Raw genomic sequence first — 14,236 nt, forward strand, 5'->3', positions numbered from 1 at the left:
CCACCGGCGGCCATGCGAGTCCCACGGAGTTCCCATGTCTGAGATCGTCATCGCGGGCGCCAAGCGCACCGCTATCGGTTCCTTCCTCGGCCAGTTCACCGGCGTCCCCACGCCGAAGCTCGGTGCCGTTGCCATCCGCGCCGCCCTCGAGCAGTCCGGCATTGCGCCAGCCGACGTCAGCGAAGTGATCATGGGCTGCGTGCTGCCCGCCAACCTCGGCCAGGCGCCGGCTCGCCAGGCGTCGCTCGAAGCCGGCCTGCCCGTCTCGGCCGGCTGCACCACCATCAACAAGGTCTGCGGCTCGGGCATGAAGGCACTGATGCTCGCGCACGACCTGATCAAGGTCGGCTCGGCACGCGTTGTCGTCGCCGGCGGCATGGAATCGATGACCAATGCGCCGCACATGGTCAATGCACGCACCGGCATTCGCTACGGCGATGGCCAGCTGGTCGACCACATGGCCTGGGACGGCCTGACCAATCCGTACGACGGCCAGTCCATGGGCGTGTTCGGCGAGAAGTGCGCGGACAAGTACACCTTCACGCGCGAAGAACAGGATGCCTACGCCATCGCGTCGGTGGAACGTGCGCAGGCTGCGCAGAAAGCCAACGCGTTCGCCAACGAGATCGTGCCGGTGACCGTCCAGGGTCGCAAGGGTCCGCAGGACTTCGCCGAGGACGAACAGCCGGGTCGGTCCGACACCGCGAAGATCCCGACCCTGCGCGCGGCCTTCCGCAAGGAAAACGGCACGATTACGGCAGCGAGCTCGTCGAGCATCTCCGACGGTGCTGCGGCGCTCGTCCTGCTCGACGCCGACGATGCCAAGGCACGTGGCATTACCGCACTGGCGCGTATCGTCGCGCACGCCACGCATTCGCAGGAACCGGAGTGGTTCACCACGGCACCCGTCGGCGCCATTTCGAAAGTCCTTGAAAAGGCCGGCTGGAAAGCGGAAGACGTGGACCTGTTTGAAATCAACGAGGCCTTCGCTGTCGTGCCGATGGCGGTCATGCGCGAGCTCGGCGTGCCGCACGACAAGATCAACGTCAACGGTGGCGCATGCGCTCTGGGCCATCCGATCGGCGCCAGCGGTGCACGTATCGTGGTGACTCTTCTCAATGCGTTGACAGCCCGTGGGGCAAAAAGGGGTGTCGCAGCCCTTTGTATTGGCGGCGGCGAGGCCACGGCGATCGCCATTGAACTGGTGTGAACCTGACGTCGATAAACCGGGTGGACGTATTTTCTATCGTCATCACGCGCTGTCCATGGGCTTTAATGAGCCCTGAAGCACACCCTTTCGATCGGTAGCTAAGTCATAACAACTAGGCTATTAATACGCCCGCCTAACGGCATTCCACGGCTAAGGAGAAACACCATGAATTTGACGCGTACCCTTCTCGCCTCTGCGCTCGTCGCGCTTCTGGCAGCTTGCAGCAACGGCGCGACGGATTCCGCGCAGGACGCCCAGAAGTCGGCTGCAGATGCACAGCAGCAGGCTGACAAGGCACAGCAGGCCGCGGACCAGTCGCAGAACGCCGCGACCACGCAGGCTGCCGACCAGGCTCAGCAGTCCGCCGACCAGGCCAAGGACGCTGCAGGCCAGGCCCAGGCTGCTGCTTCCGCATCGACCGCCGGCGGTACGCCGGAAGCCGCCAAGGACGCCGCTTCCAACGCTGCGGACCAGGCTGACAAGTCGGCTGATCAGGCCAAGGACGCTGCGTCCAACGCCAACAGCGCAAAGGACGACAAGAAGAACTAAGCCTCGCGGCTACGTTCTGTCCTGTGAAACGGCCACCTCCGGGTGGCCGTTTTTTTTTGCACATGGCACTTTGGCGCGCCGCAGCGTTTGCGCACCCGCCCGCCCCGCTATCATGGTCGTTTCGTCTCCGCGCGAACGCCCCCATGCCCATTCTCGAATCGCAGATCGATCCCCGCTCCGCCGACTTCCAGGCCGCCAGCCTGAAGTTGCGGGCCCTCACCGACGACCTGCGCGAAACACTCAGGCGCACCGCCGAAGGCGGCGGCGCCAAGGCACGGGAGAAGCACGTCGCCCGAGGCAAGCTGCTGCCGCGCGAACGCATCCGCGCCCTGCTCGATCCGGGCTCGCCCTTCCTTGAAATCGCGCCGCTCGCGGCTCATGGCATGTATGACGACGCCGCACCCGCCGCTGGCGTTATCGCCGGCATCGGCCGGGTCATGGGCCAGGAAGTCGTCGTGCTGGCCAACGACGCGACGGTGAAGGGCGGCACGTACTTCCCGATGACCGTGAAAAAGCATCTGCGTGCGCAGGAAGTCGCGATGGAAAATCGCCTGCCCTGCGTCTACCTCGTGGATTCCGGCGGCGCGTTCCTGCCGCTGCAGGACGAAGTCTTCCCCGATCGCGAGCACTTCGGCCGGATCTTTTACAACCAGGCGCGCATGAGCGCGCAGGGCATTGCACAGATCGCCGTGGTGATGGGTTCGTGCACCGCCGGCGGCGCCTACGTCCCGGCGATGAGCGACGAGACCATCATCGTGCGCGAACAGGGCACGATCTTCCTCGGCGGCCCGCCGCTGGTGAAGGCTGCCACCGGCGAAGTCGTCGACGCGGAAGCCCTTGGTGGCGCGGATGTGCATACCTCCATCTCGGGCGTGGCCGATCATTTCGCCGAGAACGATACCCATGCGCTGGCGATCGCCCGCGACATCGTCGGTTCGCTCAACCGTATCAAGAAGATGCCGCTCGCCGTACGCCCTCCCCTGGAGCCGCGCTTCTCTGCCGAGGAACTCTACGGCGTGATCCCCGAGGACACACGACGCCCGTTCGACATTCGCGAAGTCATCGCGCGCGTCGTCGACGATTCCGAGTTCCATGAATTCAAGGCGCGCTACGGCAAGACCCTGGTCACCGGCTTCGCACACATCCACGGCTACCCCGTGGGTATCGTGGCCAACAACGGCATCCTGTTCGGCGAATCCGCGCAGAAAGGCGCGCACTTCATCGAGCTCTGCAACCAGCGCAATGTGCCGCTGGTATTCCTGCAGAACATCACCGGCTTCATGGTCGGCCGCAAGTACGAGAACGCGGGCATCGCCAAGGATGGCGCGAAGATGGTCACCGCGGTGGCCTGCTCGCACGTGCCCAAGTTCACCGTCGTCATCGGCGGCAGTTTCGGCGCGGGCAACTACGCGATGTGCGGGCGCGCCTATGGCGCGCGCTTCCTGTGGATGTGGCCGAACGCACGCATCAGCGTGATGGGCGGCGAACAGGCCGCGTCCGTGCTCGCCACCGTGCGACGCGACGGCATCGAGGCCGGAGGCGGCACCTGGAGCGCCGAGGATGAGGAGGCCTTCAAGGCACCCGTGCGCGACCAGTACGAACGCCAGGGTCACCCTTACTACGCCAGTGCGCGCCTGTGGGACGACGGCATCATCGATCCCGCCGATACGCGCCGCGTCCTTGGATTGGCGATCTCTGCGTCGATGAACGCGCCGATCGAGCAAGGCAGGTTCGGCGTCTTCCGTATGTAAGCATTGGGCAGCGTGATAACCTCTCCGGTCCATGTCCGCCTTCGACGACCGCAGCGCTCCCGAGATCCTCACGCCATCCGGCCTGAACCGGCTGGTGCGCGATTTGCTGGAGGACGCCCTGCCGATGGGCGTTTGGATCGAAGGCGAGCTGTCCAACGTATCGCGTCCGGCGTCGGGACATATTTATTTCACGCTGAAGGATGCGAGCGCACAGGTGCGTTGCGCGATGTTCCGCATGGCGGCGTCACGGCTTCGCTTCCGTCCCACCGACGGCATGCATGTGCTCATGCGCGCCAAGGTCGGCCTGTACGAAGCGCGGGGCGAATTCCAGCTCGTCGCCGATCACATGGAGCCCGCCGGTGAAGGTGCCCTGCAGCGCGAGTTCGAACAGCTCAAGGCGCGGCTGGGCGCGGAAGGATTGTTCGATCAGGATCGCAAGCGCGAGTTGCCGGCCTTTCCGCGTCGTATCGGTGTCATCACGTCTCCTACCGGCGCGGCCATCCGCGACGTGCTGAGTGTGCTCGGTCGGCGGTTTGGCCTGGCCGAAGTGGACGTGCTGCCGGTGCCCGTGCAGGGTCGCGAGGCGCCACCGGCGATGGCGTCCATGCTGCGTCGTGCATCGGCCAGTGGTCGCTATGACGTGATCCTCGTTACCCGCGGCGGCGGTTCGCTCGAAGATCTCTGGGCCTTCAACGACGAATCCGTCGCACGGGCGATCCACGCCAGCACCGTGCCGGTCGTCTCCGCGGTGGGCCATGAGGTCGATTTCACCATTGCCGACTTCGTCGCCGATCTGCGCGCGGCGACACCGTCCGCCGCCGCGGAACTGCTGGTGCCCGATGGCGCCGACCTGGCGCACCGGCTCGACCGTCTCCGCCAGCGCATGGCCACCTTGATGGCCCGTCGCCTGCAGGCCGCCGCCCAGCGAGCCGATCACTGGCAGGCGCGTCTCAACGCGCAGCGTCCGCAGGCGCGTCTGGCCCGCGACGCTCAGCGGCTCGAGGGCTTGCGTCGACGGCTGCTGACGTCCGCCAGCCAGGCGAATGCCTTGCGTCGTGCGCGGCTCGACCGGTTACAGGCCCGTCTCGCCGCGCAGCATCCAAAGGGCCGCCTGGTGTCTTCGACTCAGCGCATCACCCAGCTACGCCAGCGCATGGCGACGGCCATGTCACGCCGTCTGGAACGCGATCGCCTTCGCCTTACCGAGCAGGCGCGCACGCTGCACGCCGTGAGCCCGCTGGCCACGCTGGAGCGCGGCTACGCCATCGTCTTCGATCAGCGGGATGCCGTGGTCAGGCATGCCGGCGATGTGGCGGTGGGCGACCGTTTGCGCGTGATGCTTGGCGATGGTGAGCTGAAGGTCCGTCGCGAGGACTGATTCAGGAAGCTGGCTTCAGATCGCCGACTACCGTCGGAATCAACTCCGACACTGTTGGGTGAATCGGGACCGCCCATTGCAAGGTGCCGATCGACGCGTCCGCATTCATCATGTCCAGGATGCCGTGGATCGCTTCATCGCCGCCGGTGCCGAGAATCGCCGCGCCGAGGATCTTCTTTGTTTCGGCATCCGCCACGATTTTCATGAAGCCCCAGGTTTCGGCCTTCTCCACCGCGCGCCCGACGCGAGTCATCGGGCGCTTTGAGATCAGCAGCGGTCGACCGGACTTGCGTGCCTGCGTCTCGGTCATGCCGACACGGCCCAGCGGCGGATCCACGTAAAGCGCGTAGCCGAGAATGCGATCGCTGACCTTACGGTCCTCGCCATCGAGCACGTTGGCCGCAACGATCTCGTAGTCGTTCCACGCCGTATGCGTAAAAGCACCCTTGCCGTTGCAATCGCCCATGGCCCAGACACCTTCGGCCGTCGTTTTCAGGTGATCGTCGACCTTGATGTAGCCCTTGTCGTCGATCTCGATACCGGCGGCGCCCAGACCCAGGTCATCGGTATTGGGACGACGACCGACAGCAAGCAGCACATGCGTGCCGACCACTTCCGGCGCGCCCTCGGTGCAGTCGATGCCGACCTTTACGCCGCCACCATGCTTCGCCAGCGTGATGCAGCAGGCATCCGTCCGCACGGCGATGCCTTCCGCTTCGAGAAACGCGCGGATTTCGGCCGAGACGTCTTCGTCTTCGCGACTGACCAGGCGGGTGTTCTTCTCCACGACGGTCACCTCGGCACCGAAGCGCCGGTACATCTGCGCGAATTCGAGACCGATGTAACTGCCGCCCACGACCACGAGGTGTTCGGGCACGATCTGCAACGGAATGATCGTGCTGTTGGTGAGGTAGTCGACCTGGTCGACACCCGGGAAATCGGGGATGGCGGCCCGACCACCCACGTTAATGAAAACCTGGGGTGCCTCGAGGGTCTCGCCGTCCACTTCGATGCGCCGCGGTCCGGTAAACCGTGCATGCCCGCGAATCAGCGTCAGCCCCGGCATCGACGCCAGCCAGTCCTCGTTGCCCTTGCGCGAATCGAGGATCACCTTCTGCGCCCGCGCGGCCACGACCGGCATGTCGATGGTGATCTGGCCTACGCCGACGCCATAGTCGGCGCCACGCTGGGCGTACCGGGCGACGCTGGCACTGGCCACAAGGGTTTTGGTCGGCTTGCAGCCGGTGTTCACGCAGGTGCCGCCCACCAGATGCCGCTCGATGATGGCGACCGTCTTGCCCAGCCCGGTCAATCGTCCGGCCAGCGCCGGCCCGGCCTGCCCGGCCCCCACAATGATGGCGTCGAAGGTTCGGGTCATAGGGGCGCTCCGCGGGTTGGATGACCGTTGGAGGGTAACCCGCATCACGGCCGATTGCCTTGCAGGAAAGCCTTGGATGGTGACCCCGGCCCGATTCGAACGGGCGACCTTCCCCTTAGGAGGGGGACGCTCTATCCAGCTGAGCTACGGGGCCAAGGGCGTGAGGATACCGGAGGGGGCCATCACACAGAAACCCTTGCGTGTCGCGGCGGATCAGCTATCCATCGCCTCATACCGCAACACCCCGGCCTGCGCGCCTGCCTTCGGCCCGCCGTCTGCCGGATGATTGGCGCCGTTCATCACAGGCACGTCGGCGAAGTCGAACGGACTGATGCCGTCGAGGCAGGCCACGTTCACGCCGAACTGCGCGTTGTTCGACCGACGCTGGTGGAAGGTGTAGATGCCGCACGTCGAGCAAAAATAATGCTTGGCGGTTCCCGTATTGAACTGATATTCGGTAAGTAGGTCCCGACCCTGCTCGATCGTGATTCCGTCGAGCTCGGCGGAGACCGCGACCGCGCCGCGCATGCGGCAATATGAGCAGTTGCAGCGCCGCGCGGTGCGCAGGCCGTCGGACAAGGTCACGATGAAGCGGACGGAGCCGCAATGACAGGCGCCACGGATCTCGGTGATATCGGGGAGCATGGGAGGGCCGGCTTTGGGGAAGGTCAGCCCATGGTAAATCGAGTGGGGACCGCGATGGCCTAACGTACTGCCCTCAGGTTCCGTCCCGGCATCGGCGGTACCCGCGCGGGCCGCTTGGCGTCGCTTCCAAAAGGACGCCAGATGCCGTCAGCACCCTCGATCCCGATGCTGGCATCCCCGCCATCCGCGGAGGCCTGGTTCACGGCGGAACGCAATGCCTCGAAACGGCTGTCGAAGCGGGAAATCACCCGGCCATCGACGCTCAGGGGCCAGGAGTGGCTGTCGTCGGGGTGATAGGGAATCTGATAGATCCGGGACATGGGCGCTGGCAGCCTTGTGAAGAAACACAAATCCAGCATGGACTTGCGCCAGTGACTGCATGGTCTTCGTAACTTCCCCCGGCATAGACATCGCGAAGACATCCGTCCCGCGCCGCACAACGGAGTGTGAAGGGTGCGTTTGCTAGAATCCCCGTTTTACCTGTCTCCCTGGAGAGCTCCATGTCCGCCAAGATCCTCGCAGCGCTCGGCCTGAACACGACCGAATCCGGCACCTACCTTGGCCGTGGCGAATGGGCAAGCGGCAGCGGCGCCGGGGCCCTCAGCCCGGTCAACCCGGCCACGGGCGAGGTCATCGCGACGGTGCAGGCGACCAGCGCCGCCGACTACGAGACGATCGTTCAGCGCGCGCAGGAAGCCTTTGCTGTATGGCGCACCACTCCGGCCCCGCGCCGTGGCGAAGCCGTGCGTCTGTGCGGTGAGGCCCTGCGCAAGCACAAGGACGCCCTCGGTTCCCTGGTCGCCCTGGAGATGGGCAAGATCAAGCCGGAAGGCGACGGCGAAGTGCAGGAGATGATCGACATCGCCGATTTCGCGGTGGGCCAGAGCCGCATGCTTTACGGCTACACCATGCACTCGGAGCGCCCGGGCCATCGCATGTACGAGCAGTGGCACCCGGTCGGCCTGGTCGGCATCGTCAGCGCGTTCAACTTCCCGGTGGCCGTGTGGGCCTGGAACGCCTTCCTGGCGGCCATCTGCGGCGATATCTGCCTGTGGAAGCCTTCGCCGAAGACCCCGCTGTCGGCCATCGCCACGATGAAGATCTGCAACGAAGCCCTGAAGAACGCCGGTTTCCCGGACCTGTTCTTCCTCTTCAACGATGCCGGCACCGAGCTGGCCCAGACCTTCGTGGATGACAAGCGTATTCCGCTGATCAGCTTCACCGGCTCGACCAAGGTCGGCCGCATGGTCGGCGAGCGCGTCTCGCGTCGCATGGGTCGCAGCCTGCTCGAGTTGGGCGGCAACAACGCCATCATCCTGGACAAGTCGGCCGACCTGAAGCTGGCCATTCCGGCGATCGTCTTCGGCGCCGTCGGCACGGCCGGACAGCGCTGCACCAGCACGCGCCGCGTGCTGGTGCACTCGTCCATCCACGATGCCGTGGTCGACACGCTGGTCAAAGCCTATGGCCAGGTAGAACAGAAGATCGGCGACCCCACGTTGTCCACCACGCTGATGGGCCCACTGAACAGCCCGGAAGCCGTGACCGCCTTCCTCGCTGCCATCGAGCAGGCCAAGGCGGCCGGCGGCACGGTGCGCACGGGCGGCAAGGCACTCGACGACCGCAAGGGCAACTTCGTCCTGCCGACGATCGTCACCGGCCTGAAGAACACCGATCCGGTCGTACAGACCGAGACCTTCGCGCCGATCCTCTACGTGATGCCGTTCGACACGCTCGACGAAGCCATCGAACAGCAGAACGCCGTTCCGCAGGGCCTTTCGTCGGCGATCTTCACGCAGGATCTCAAGGCGGCCGAGCAGTATCTGTCGGCGGCCGGTTCGGATTGCGGCATCGCCAATGTGAACATCGGTACCTCCGGTGCGGAAATCGGTGGCGCGTTCGGTGGCGAGAAGGAAACCGGTGGCGGTCGCGAATCCGGCTCGGATGCCTGGAAGGTCTACATGCGTCGCCAGACCAACACCATCAACTACTCGGACGCGTTGCCGCTGGCCCAGGGCATCAAGTTCGACTTCTGACGAACGGGTGAGGCCATGACCGATTTGCGCTCCACGGATCGTTTCTCCGACCGCGTCGAGGACTATGTCCGCTACCGGCCGGATTACCCGCAGGCGCTGGTCGGCTGGCTGCATGGCCTGGGCGTGACGCCGGCCTGGACCGTCGCCGACGTGGGCGCTGGCACCGGCATCTCCAGCAAACTGTTCCTCGACAGCGGCCACCGCGTGACCGCTGTCGAGCCGAACGCCGCGATGCGTGCGGCAGCCGTGCAATGGCTGGGTAGCGAAGGCCGTTTCCATGCCGTCGACGGCACCGCCGAAGCCACCGGCCTGGCCGATGGCAGTGCCGACCTGGTGACGGTCGCGCAAGCCTTCCACTGGTTCGACCACGACGCCGTGAAGCGTGAATTCGCGCGCGTGCTCAGCGAGCGCGGCCTTGCCGTGATCTTCTGGAATACGCGACGCCTGAAGGGTACGCCGTTCCTCGAAGGCTACGAGCGCCTGCTCCATGAATACGGCATCGACTATGTCAGCGTGGCCGAGCGCTACGCGGACGACGACACGATGGCCCGCTGGTACGGTCACGGCTATCGCGGCATGGCTTCGTTCCCGCACGGGCAGAAGCTGGACTACGACGCACTGCTCGGCCGGACGATGTCGTCGTCGTACATGCCCAAGCCGGGCCACCCCAATCACGAACCGTTGCTGTTCGCGCTGCGATCGCTGTTCGATGCGACGCAGGACGAAGGCACGATCGACTTCGATTACGACACCCGCGTGTTCGCGGGCCACCTCACGCCCTGACGACCACGCCATGTACGAGTTGCTCCGCCCCCTCCTGTTCGCCCTGGACGCCGAGACGGCACACGGCCTGACGCTGTATGCCTCCGACGTGGCGCAACGGAGCGGCCTGTCCCGGTTCATCGCCACGCCCCCGGCGCCCTTGCCCGTGCGCGCGTTCGGCATCGATTTCCCGAATCCCGTCGGCCTTGCGGCCGGCCTCGACAAGAACGGCGAACATCTCGATGGTCTCGCCGCGCTCGGTTTCGGCTTCGTCGAGATCGGCACCGTGACGCCGCGGCCGCAGTCAGGTAACGACAAGCCGCGCATGTTCCGCCTGCCGAACCACGAGGCCGTGATCAATCGCCTCGGCTTCAACAACGGTGGCATCGATGCGCTGGTGCGCAACGTGGAGAAAGCGACGTTCCGCGGCGTGCTCGGCATCAACATCGGCAAGAACAAGGACACGCCCAACGAGCGTGCGATCGACGACTATCTGTTCTGTCTCGAGCGTGCCTACCCGTTGGCCACCTATGTCACGGTGAATATTTCCTCGCCGAACACGCAGGGCCTTCGTGACCTGCAGGAAGAAGAGACGCTGCGCCGGTTCATCGGCACGCTGCGCGACGCACAGGAAAGGCTGGCCAGCCAGCACGGCCAGCGCAAACCGATGCTGTTGAAGATCGCACCGGACCTCACCGGGACCGAGCTCGACGCCATCGCCGAGGTGCTGCTGGCCTCGGGTATCGACGGCGTGATCTGCACGAATACGACGATCGACCGCGACCTCGTCGCAGGCGATCCGAATGCGCACGAAACCGGTGGCCTCTCCGGACGGCCCTTGTTCGATAAATCCACTGCCGTGTTACGTGGCATGGCCACACGTCTCGGCGGCAAGCTGCCGATCATCGGTGTCGGCGGCATTCTCGACGGCGACACGGCGGCGGAGAAGATCGAGGCGGGCGCGTCGCTGGTACAGGTATATTCGGGACTGGTCTATCGTGGCCCGAAGCTCATCGCCGAGGCGGTGTCCGAGATCCGTCGTCGCGGGGTCGTCGCATGATCAACAACGCGCCGATCGACATGGGTGGCTTTACGCTGACCAGCGATGCACCTCTGGGCGGTCGCAACACGTTGCGCGTCAATGCGCGGGCGAAGCTGCTGGTCGAAGTGCGCGATCCGACGAAGCTGCCGGAGATCCTCGCCTACCCCGCCATTCGCGGCGGCAAGGTCCTGGTCCTCGGCGAAGGCAGCAACATGCTCATCGGCGGGGACGTCGACGGCACGGTGCTGGCCATGGCAAACAGTGGCGTGGAGACCTTCCAACGCGACGACCGCGTGCTGATTCGCGTGGCTGCCGGCGAGCGTTGGGACGATTTCGTGCGCTGGTCGCTGGGTCAGGGTTACGCCGGCTTAGAGAACCTGATTCTCATCCCGGGCACGGTGGGCGCCTCGCCTATCCAGAACATCGGCGCCTACGGCGTCGAGGTGGCCGAGTTCATCGACACCGTCGAGGCCTGGGACACGCACAAGGGCGAGTTCGTCGTGCTCGACAAGGCGGCTTGCGCGTTCTCGTATCGCGATTCGACGTTCAAGCAACAGCCCGGTCGCTGGATCGTCGTCGCCGTGACTTTCGCGCTCCCGCGCGAGCGCCCGCTCTCGCTCGACTACGCTGGCATCCGCGACGAAGTGGCGAAGATGGGCGTGGAACGTGCCACGCCGTACCACGTCGCCGAGGCCGTGGTCCGCCTGCGCTCGCGCAAGCTGCCCGACCCGGCGGTCATCGGCAATGCCGGCAGCTTCTTCAAGAACCCGATCATCGGTGCGATCAAGGCCGACGCGCTGGCCCTTGCTCATCCGGGGCTTCCCGTATGGCCGCATACCGGCGGCACCGCAAAGATTTCCGCCGGCTGGCTTATCGAGGCGGCAGGCTTCAAGGGCGAGCGTGATGGCGACGCAGGCATTTCGAACCGCCATGCACTGGTGCTGGTGAATCATGGCAAAGCCACGGGCCCCCAACTGTGGGCCTTCGCGCAGAAGGTGATTGCCGGCGTGGAAGCGAAGTTCGGCGTCACCCTGGAACCCGAACCGCTGGTCGTGTGACGCTCCACCCCGGCGGGTGTGTCACGGCCGTGTCAAAACGCGGTCATATGCTCACCCGGCGGCGTACCATGAGCGTCGCAACCTGCGATGAGGACGACGCCCTGGATACGATGACGCCCCCCACCGAGTCGACCGCACCGTCGAAGGCACCCGCCGCGAAGCCGCCCCAGGCGCCGCCTCCGGAGTTGCCGGCGATCGACCTCAGCGACAGCAGCCTCTACATCCACCGTGAGCTGTCGCAGTTGCAGTTCAACATCCGTGTGCTGGACCAGGCACTGGACGAGTCGAAGCCGTTGATCGAGCGGCTCAAGTTCCTGTTGATCTTCTCGTCCAACATGGATGAGTTTTTCGAGATCCGCGTCGCCGGTCTCAAGCAGCAGATCGCATTCGATCACGAAATGATCGGTGCCGACGGCATTCCGCCGCGCCGTGCCCTGGCCGAGATCGCCGAGATCGCCCACCGGCAGATCGAGCGGCAGTACGCCATCCTCAACGAGAAGATCCTGCCCGCCCTGGCCGACGAAGGCATCCGCATCGTTCGGCGCAACCAGTGGTCGCATAAGCAGAAGCTGTGGGTGCGGCGCTATTTCCGTCACGAGGTCGCACCACTGATCACACCGATCGGCCTGGACCCCACGCATCCGTTTCCGCGACTGGTCAACAAGAGCCTCAACTTCATCGTCAAGCTCGAAGGCACCGATGCCTTCGGTCGCGATTCCGGCCTGGCCATCGTTCCCGCGCCGCGCATCCTGCCGCGCCTCATCCGCATGCCGGACGACATCTGCGAAGGCGGCGACAACTACGTACTGCTCTCCTCGATCATCCACGCACACGCGGACGACCTGTTCCCCGGCATGCGCGTGCTCGGTTCATATCAGTTCCGCCTGACCCGCAACGCCGACCTGACGATCGATCCCGAGGATGTCGAGGACCTGGCGCGCACCTTGCGCGGTGAGCTGTTCTCCCGCCGCTACGGCGATGCCGTTCGACTGGAGGTGGCCGACAACTGCCCCAAGCCGCTCGTCGATTACCTGATGAAGCAGTACGCGCTGGAACCGGCGGCGCTTTACGAGGTAAACGGCCCGGTCAACCTGGCGCGGTTGTTCGAGATGACCCTGCAGCCGCAATACGCGCGCCTGCAGTTCCCCACCTTCGTGCCGGCTCTGCCCAAGGTGCTGGCCAATGCCGAAGACATGTTCTCCGTCATCGGCAAGCAGGACGTCCTGCTCTATCACCCGTTCGAATCGTTCTCGCCCGTGGTCGACTTCCTGCGTCAGGCGGCGAAGGATCCCCAGGTGCTGACGATCAAGCAGACGCTTTATCGCAGCGGTGCGAATTCGGAGATTGTCGACGCACTGGTCGAGGCCGCGCGCTCGGGCAAGGAAGTCACCGCCGTGGTCGAGTTGCGCGCACGCTTCGACGAGGAGTCCAACCTCAGCCTGGCGTCCCGCCTGCAGCAGGCCGGCGCGGTCATCACCTACGGCGTGGTCGGCGTGAAGACGCATGCCAAGCTCATGCTCGTGCAGCGCCGCGAGAACGGCAAGCTGGTCAGCTACGCGCACCTGGGCACCGGTAATTATCATTCGGGTAACGCGCGCCTCTATACCGACTACAGCCTGCTCACTTCGGACGAGGCGTTGTGCGACGACGTCCACCGTCTCTTCCGCCTTCTGACCGGCATGGGCAAGGCGCTGAAGATGAAGCGCATGCTCTATGCGCCGTTCACCCTTAAAAAGGGCCTGCTCGACCTCATCGCACGCGAAGCGGCGAACGCCGCCGCGGGCAAGAAGGCCGAGATCATCTGCAAGATCAACGCGATCACGGACGCCAAGGTCATCCGTGCGCTGTACCGCGCCAGCCAGGCGGGGGTGAAGGTGGAGCTGATCGTGCGCGGCATGTGCTGCCTGCGCTCGGGCATCCCGGGCGTTTCGCAGAACATCCGCGTGCGCTCGGTGGTGGGCCGGTTCCTCGAGCACAGCCGCGTGTACTGGTTCCACAACGACGGCGAACCCGACCTGTTCCTGGCCAGCGCCGACCTGATGGAGCGCAATCTCGAGCGGCGCGTCGAGACCTGCTTTCCCATCGAAGGCAAGAAGCTGCGCCTGCGCGTCCGCAAGGAACTGGATGCCTACCTCACCGACAACCACTCGGCGTGGTTGCAGCAGCCCGACGGCACCTACGTGCTGACCCAGCCGGCCGCCGGCCAACCGGTCAGGGACGCCCAGATGCAGCTGTTGGAGCGATTTGGCGGAGTCGTCGCACCCACGCCGGCCTGATCCCGCCGGCACCTTCACCCCACCCGAACGACCAAAGCGACATACTCTGCACAACTGCGGCAGAGTGAAAACCCGCGGGAAAGGGGGAGACGGGGTTTCCATCGAAACGCATCCGGATCCATGCAGCGTGTCCACGCGGGCACGCAGCGCG

12 protein-coding genes and 1 tRNA gene are annotated in these 14,236 nt (G+C 65.2%); 9 read left to right on the forward strand and 4 right to left on the reverse strand.

All coding sequences use genetic code 11. From position 1 onward, the window contains the following. Nucleotides 1–34 precede the first annotated feature (34 nt). From AC1DYM_RS00505 to xseA, 4 genes are all read left to right on the forward strand, one after another. On the forward strand, nucleotides 35–1,210 hold the full coding sequence (locus AC1DYM_RS00505; protein WP_477334932.1) for a thiolase family protein: 1,176 nt from the start codon (nucleotides 35–37) through the stop codon (nucleotides 1,208–1,210). Nucleotides 1,211–1,375: 165 nt separating this feature from the next. After that, the gene (locus AC1DYM_RS00510) at nucleotides 1,376–1,759 is read left to right on the forward strand and encodes a hypothetical protein (RefSeq protein WP_477334934.1); all 384 of its coding nucleotides are present in this window, start codon (nucleotides 1,376–1,378) and stop codon (nucleotides 1,757–1,759) included. 143 nt (nucleotides 1,760–1,902) lie between these two features. Continuing rightward, complete coding sequence (locus tag AC1DYM_RS00515) at nucleotides 1,903–3,510, forward strand: carboxyl transferase domain-containing protein (protein WP_477334936.1); 1,608 nt, start codon at nucleotides 1,903–1,905, stop codon at nucleotides 3,508–3,510. A 31-nt stretch (nucleotides 3,511–3,541) separates the two neighbouring features. Continuing rightward, nucleotides 3,542–4,888: an exodeoxyribonuclease VII large subunit gene (xseA, locus tag AC1DYM_RS00520; RefSeq protein ID WP_477334938.1), complete on the forward strand. Its 1,347-nt coding sequence runs from the start codon at nucleotides 3,542–3,544 to the stop codon at nucleotides 4,886–4,888. A gap of 1 nt (nucleotide 4,889) precedes the next feature. On the opposite strand, the gene AC1DYM_RS00525 is transcribed toward xseA, so the two are convergent. The 4 genes from AC1DYM_RS00525 to AC1DYM_RS00540 form a co-directional block, all read right to left on the reverse strand. Further along, nucleotides 4,890–6,266: an FAD-containing oxidoreductase gene (locus AC1DYM_RS00525; RefSeq protein WP_477334940.1), complete on the reverse strand. Its 1,377-nt coding sequence runs from the start codon at nucleotides 6,264–6,266 to the stop codon at nucleotides 4,890–4,892. A gap of 77 nt (nucleotides 6,267–6,343) precedes the next feature. Then, a tRNA-Arg gene (locus tag AC1DYM_RS00530) sits at nucleotides 6,344–6,420 on the reverse strand. 59 nt (nucleotides 6,421–6,479) lie between these two features. Beyond that, a complete protein-coding gene (locus AC1DYM_RS00535) occupies nucleotides 6,480–6,911 on the reverse strand; it encodes a GFA family protein (protein ID WP_477334942.1) in 432 nt (143 codons plus the stop codon). 59 nt (nucleotides 6,912–6,970) lie between these two features. Beyond that, nucleotides 6,971–7,231 carry a hypothetical protein gene (locus AC1DYM_RS00540; RefSeq protein WP_477334944.1) on the reverse strand — a complete coding sequence of 87 codons (261 nt, stop codon included), beginning with the start codon at nucleotides 7,229–7,231 and terminating at the stop codon, nucleotides 6,971–6,973. Between the two features lie 180 nt (nucleotides 7,232–7,411). On the opposite strand from AC1DYM_RS00540, the gene amaB reads away from it, so the two are divergent. The 5 genes from amaB (at nucleotide 7,412) to ppk1 (ending at nucleotide 14,085) form a co-directional block, all read left to right on the forward strand. Continuing rightward, nucleotides 7,412–8,947 carry an L-piperidine-6-carboxylate dehydrogenase gene (gene amaB / locus AC1DYM_RS00545; RefSeq protein WP_477334946.1) on the forward strand — a complete coding sequence of 512 codons (1,536 nt, stop codon included), beginning with the start codon at nucleotides 7,412–7,414 and terminating at the stop codon, nucleotides 8,945–8,947. Between the two features lie 15 nt (nucleotides 8,948–8,962). Next, entirely contained in the window at nucleotides 8,963–9,730 is a 768-nt protein-coding gene (locus AC1DYM_RS00550) for a class I SAM-dependent methyltransferase (RefSeq protein ID WP_477334948.1), read from the forward strand. Between the two features lie 10 nt (nucleotides 9,731–9,740). Continuing rightward, nucleotides 9,741–10,769 carry a quinone-dependent dihydroorotate dehydrogenase gene (locus AC1DYM_RS00555; RefSeq protein WP_477334950.1) on the forward strand — a complete coding sequence of 343 codons (1,029 nt, stop codon included), beginning with the start codon at nucleotides 9,741–9,743 and terminating at the stop codon, nucleotides 10,767–10,769. A gap of 20 nt (nucleotides 10,770–10,789) precedes the next feature. Further along, nucleotides 10,790–11,809: a UDP-N-acetylmuramate dehydrogenase gene (murB, locus tag AC1DYM_RS00560; protein ID WP_477335460.1), complete on the forward strand. Its 1,020-nt coding sequence runs from the start codon at nucleotides 10,790–10,792 to the stop codon at nucleotides 11,807–11,809. A 110-nt stretch (nucleotides 11,810–11,919) separates the two neighbouring features. Next, the gene (gene ppk1, locus AC1DYM_RS00565) at nucleotides 11,920–14,085 is read left to right on the forward strand and encodes a polyphosphate kinase 1 (RefSeq protein ID WP_477335462.1); all 2,166 of its coding nucleotides are present in this window, start codon (nucleotides 11,920–11,922) and stop codon (nucleotides 14,083–14,085) included. Nucleotides 14,086–14,236: the final 151 nt, after the last annotated feature.

This window comes from Luteibacter sp. P1_D3 (assembly GCF_056406135.1).

What these genes read in the sequence shown, in the direction of transcription:
- AC1DYM_RS00505 (WP_477334932.1), top strand. Translation starts at nt 35, where the DNA reads ATGTCTGAGATCGTCATCGCGGGCGCCAAGCGCACCGCTATCGGTTCC.
- AC1DYM_RS00510 (WP_477334934.1), top strand. Translation starts at nt 1,376, where the DNA reads ATGAATTTGACGCGTACCCTTCTCGCCTCTGCGCTCGTCGCGCTTCTG.
- AC1DYM_RS00515 (WP_477334936.1), top strand. Translation starts at nt 1,903, where the DNA reads ATGCCCATTCTCGAATCGCAGATCGATCCCCGCTCCGCCGACTTCCAG.
- xseA (WP_477334938.1), top strand. Translation starts at nt 3,542, where the DNA reads ATGTCCGCCTTCGACGACCGCAGCGCTCCCGAGATCCTCACGCCATCC.
- AC1DYM_RS00525 (WP_477334940.1), bottom strand. Translation starts at nt 6,266, where the DNA reads ATGACCCGAACCTTCGACGCCATCATTGTGGGGGCCGGGCAGGCCGGG.
- AC1DYM_RS00535 (WP_477334942.1), bottom strand. Translation starts at nt 6,911, where the DNA reads ATGCTCCCCGATATCACCGAGATCCGTGGCGCCTGTCATTGCGGCTCC.
- AC1DYM_RS00540 (WP_477334944.1), bottom strand. Translation starts at nt 7,231, where the DNA reads ATGTCCCGGATCTATCAGATTCCCTATCACCCCGACGACAGCCACTCC.
- amaB (WP_477334946.1), top strand. Translation starts at nt 7,412, where the DNA reads ATGTCCGCCAAGATCCTCGCAGCGCTCGGCCTGAACACGACCGAATCC.
- AC1DYM_RS00550 (WP_477334948.1), top strand. Translation starts at nt 8,963, where the DNA reads ATGACCGATTTGCGCTCCACGGATCGTTTCTCCGACCGCGTCGAGGAC.
- AC1DYM_RS00555 (WP_477334950.1), top strand. Translation starts at nt 9,741, where the DNA reads ATGTACGAGTTGCTCCGCCCCCTCCTGTTCGCCCTGGACGCCGAGACG.
- murB (WP_477335460.1), top strand. Translation starts at nt 10,790, where the DNA reads ATGGGTGGCTTTACGCTGACCAGCGATGCACCTCTGGGCGGTCGCAAC.
- ppk1 (WP_477335462.1), top strand. Translation starts at nt 11,920, where the DNA reads ATGACGCCCCCCACCGAGTCGACCGCACCGTCGAAGGCACCCGCCGCG.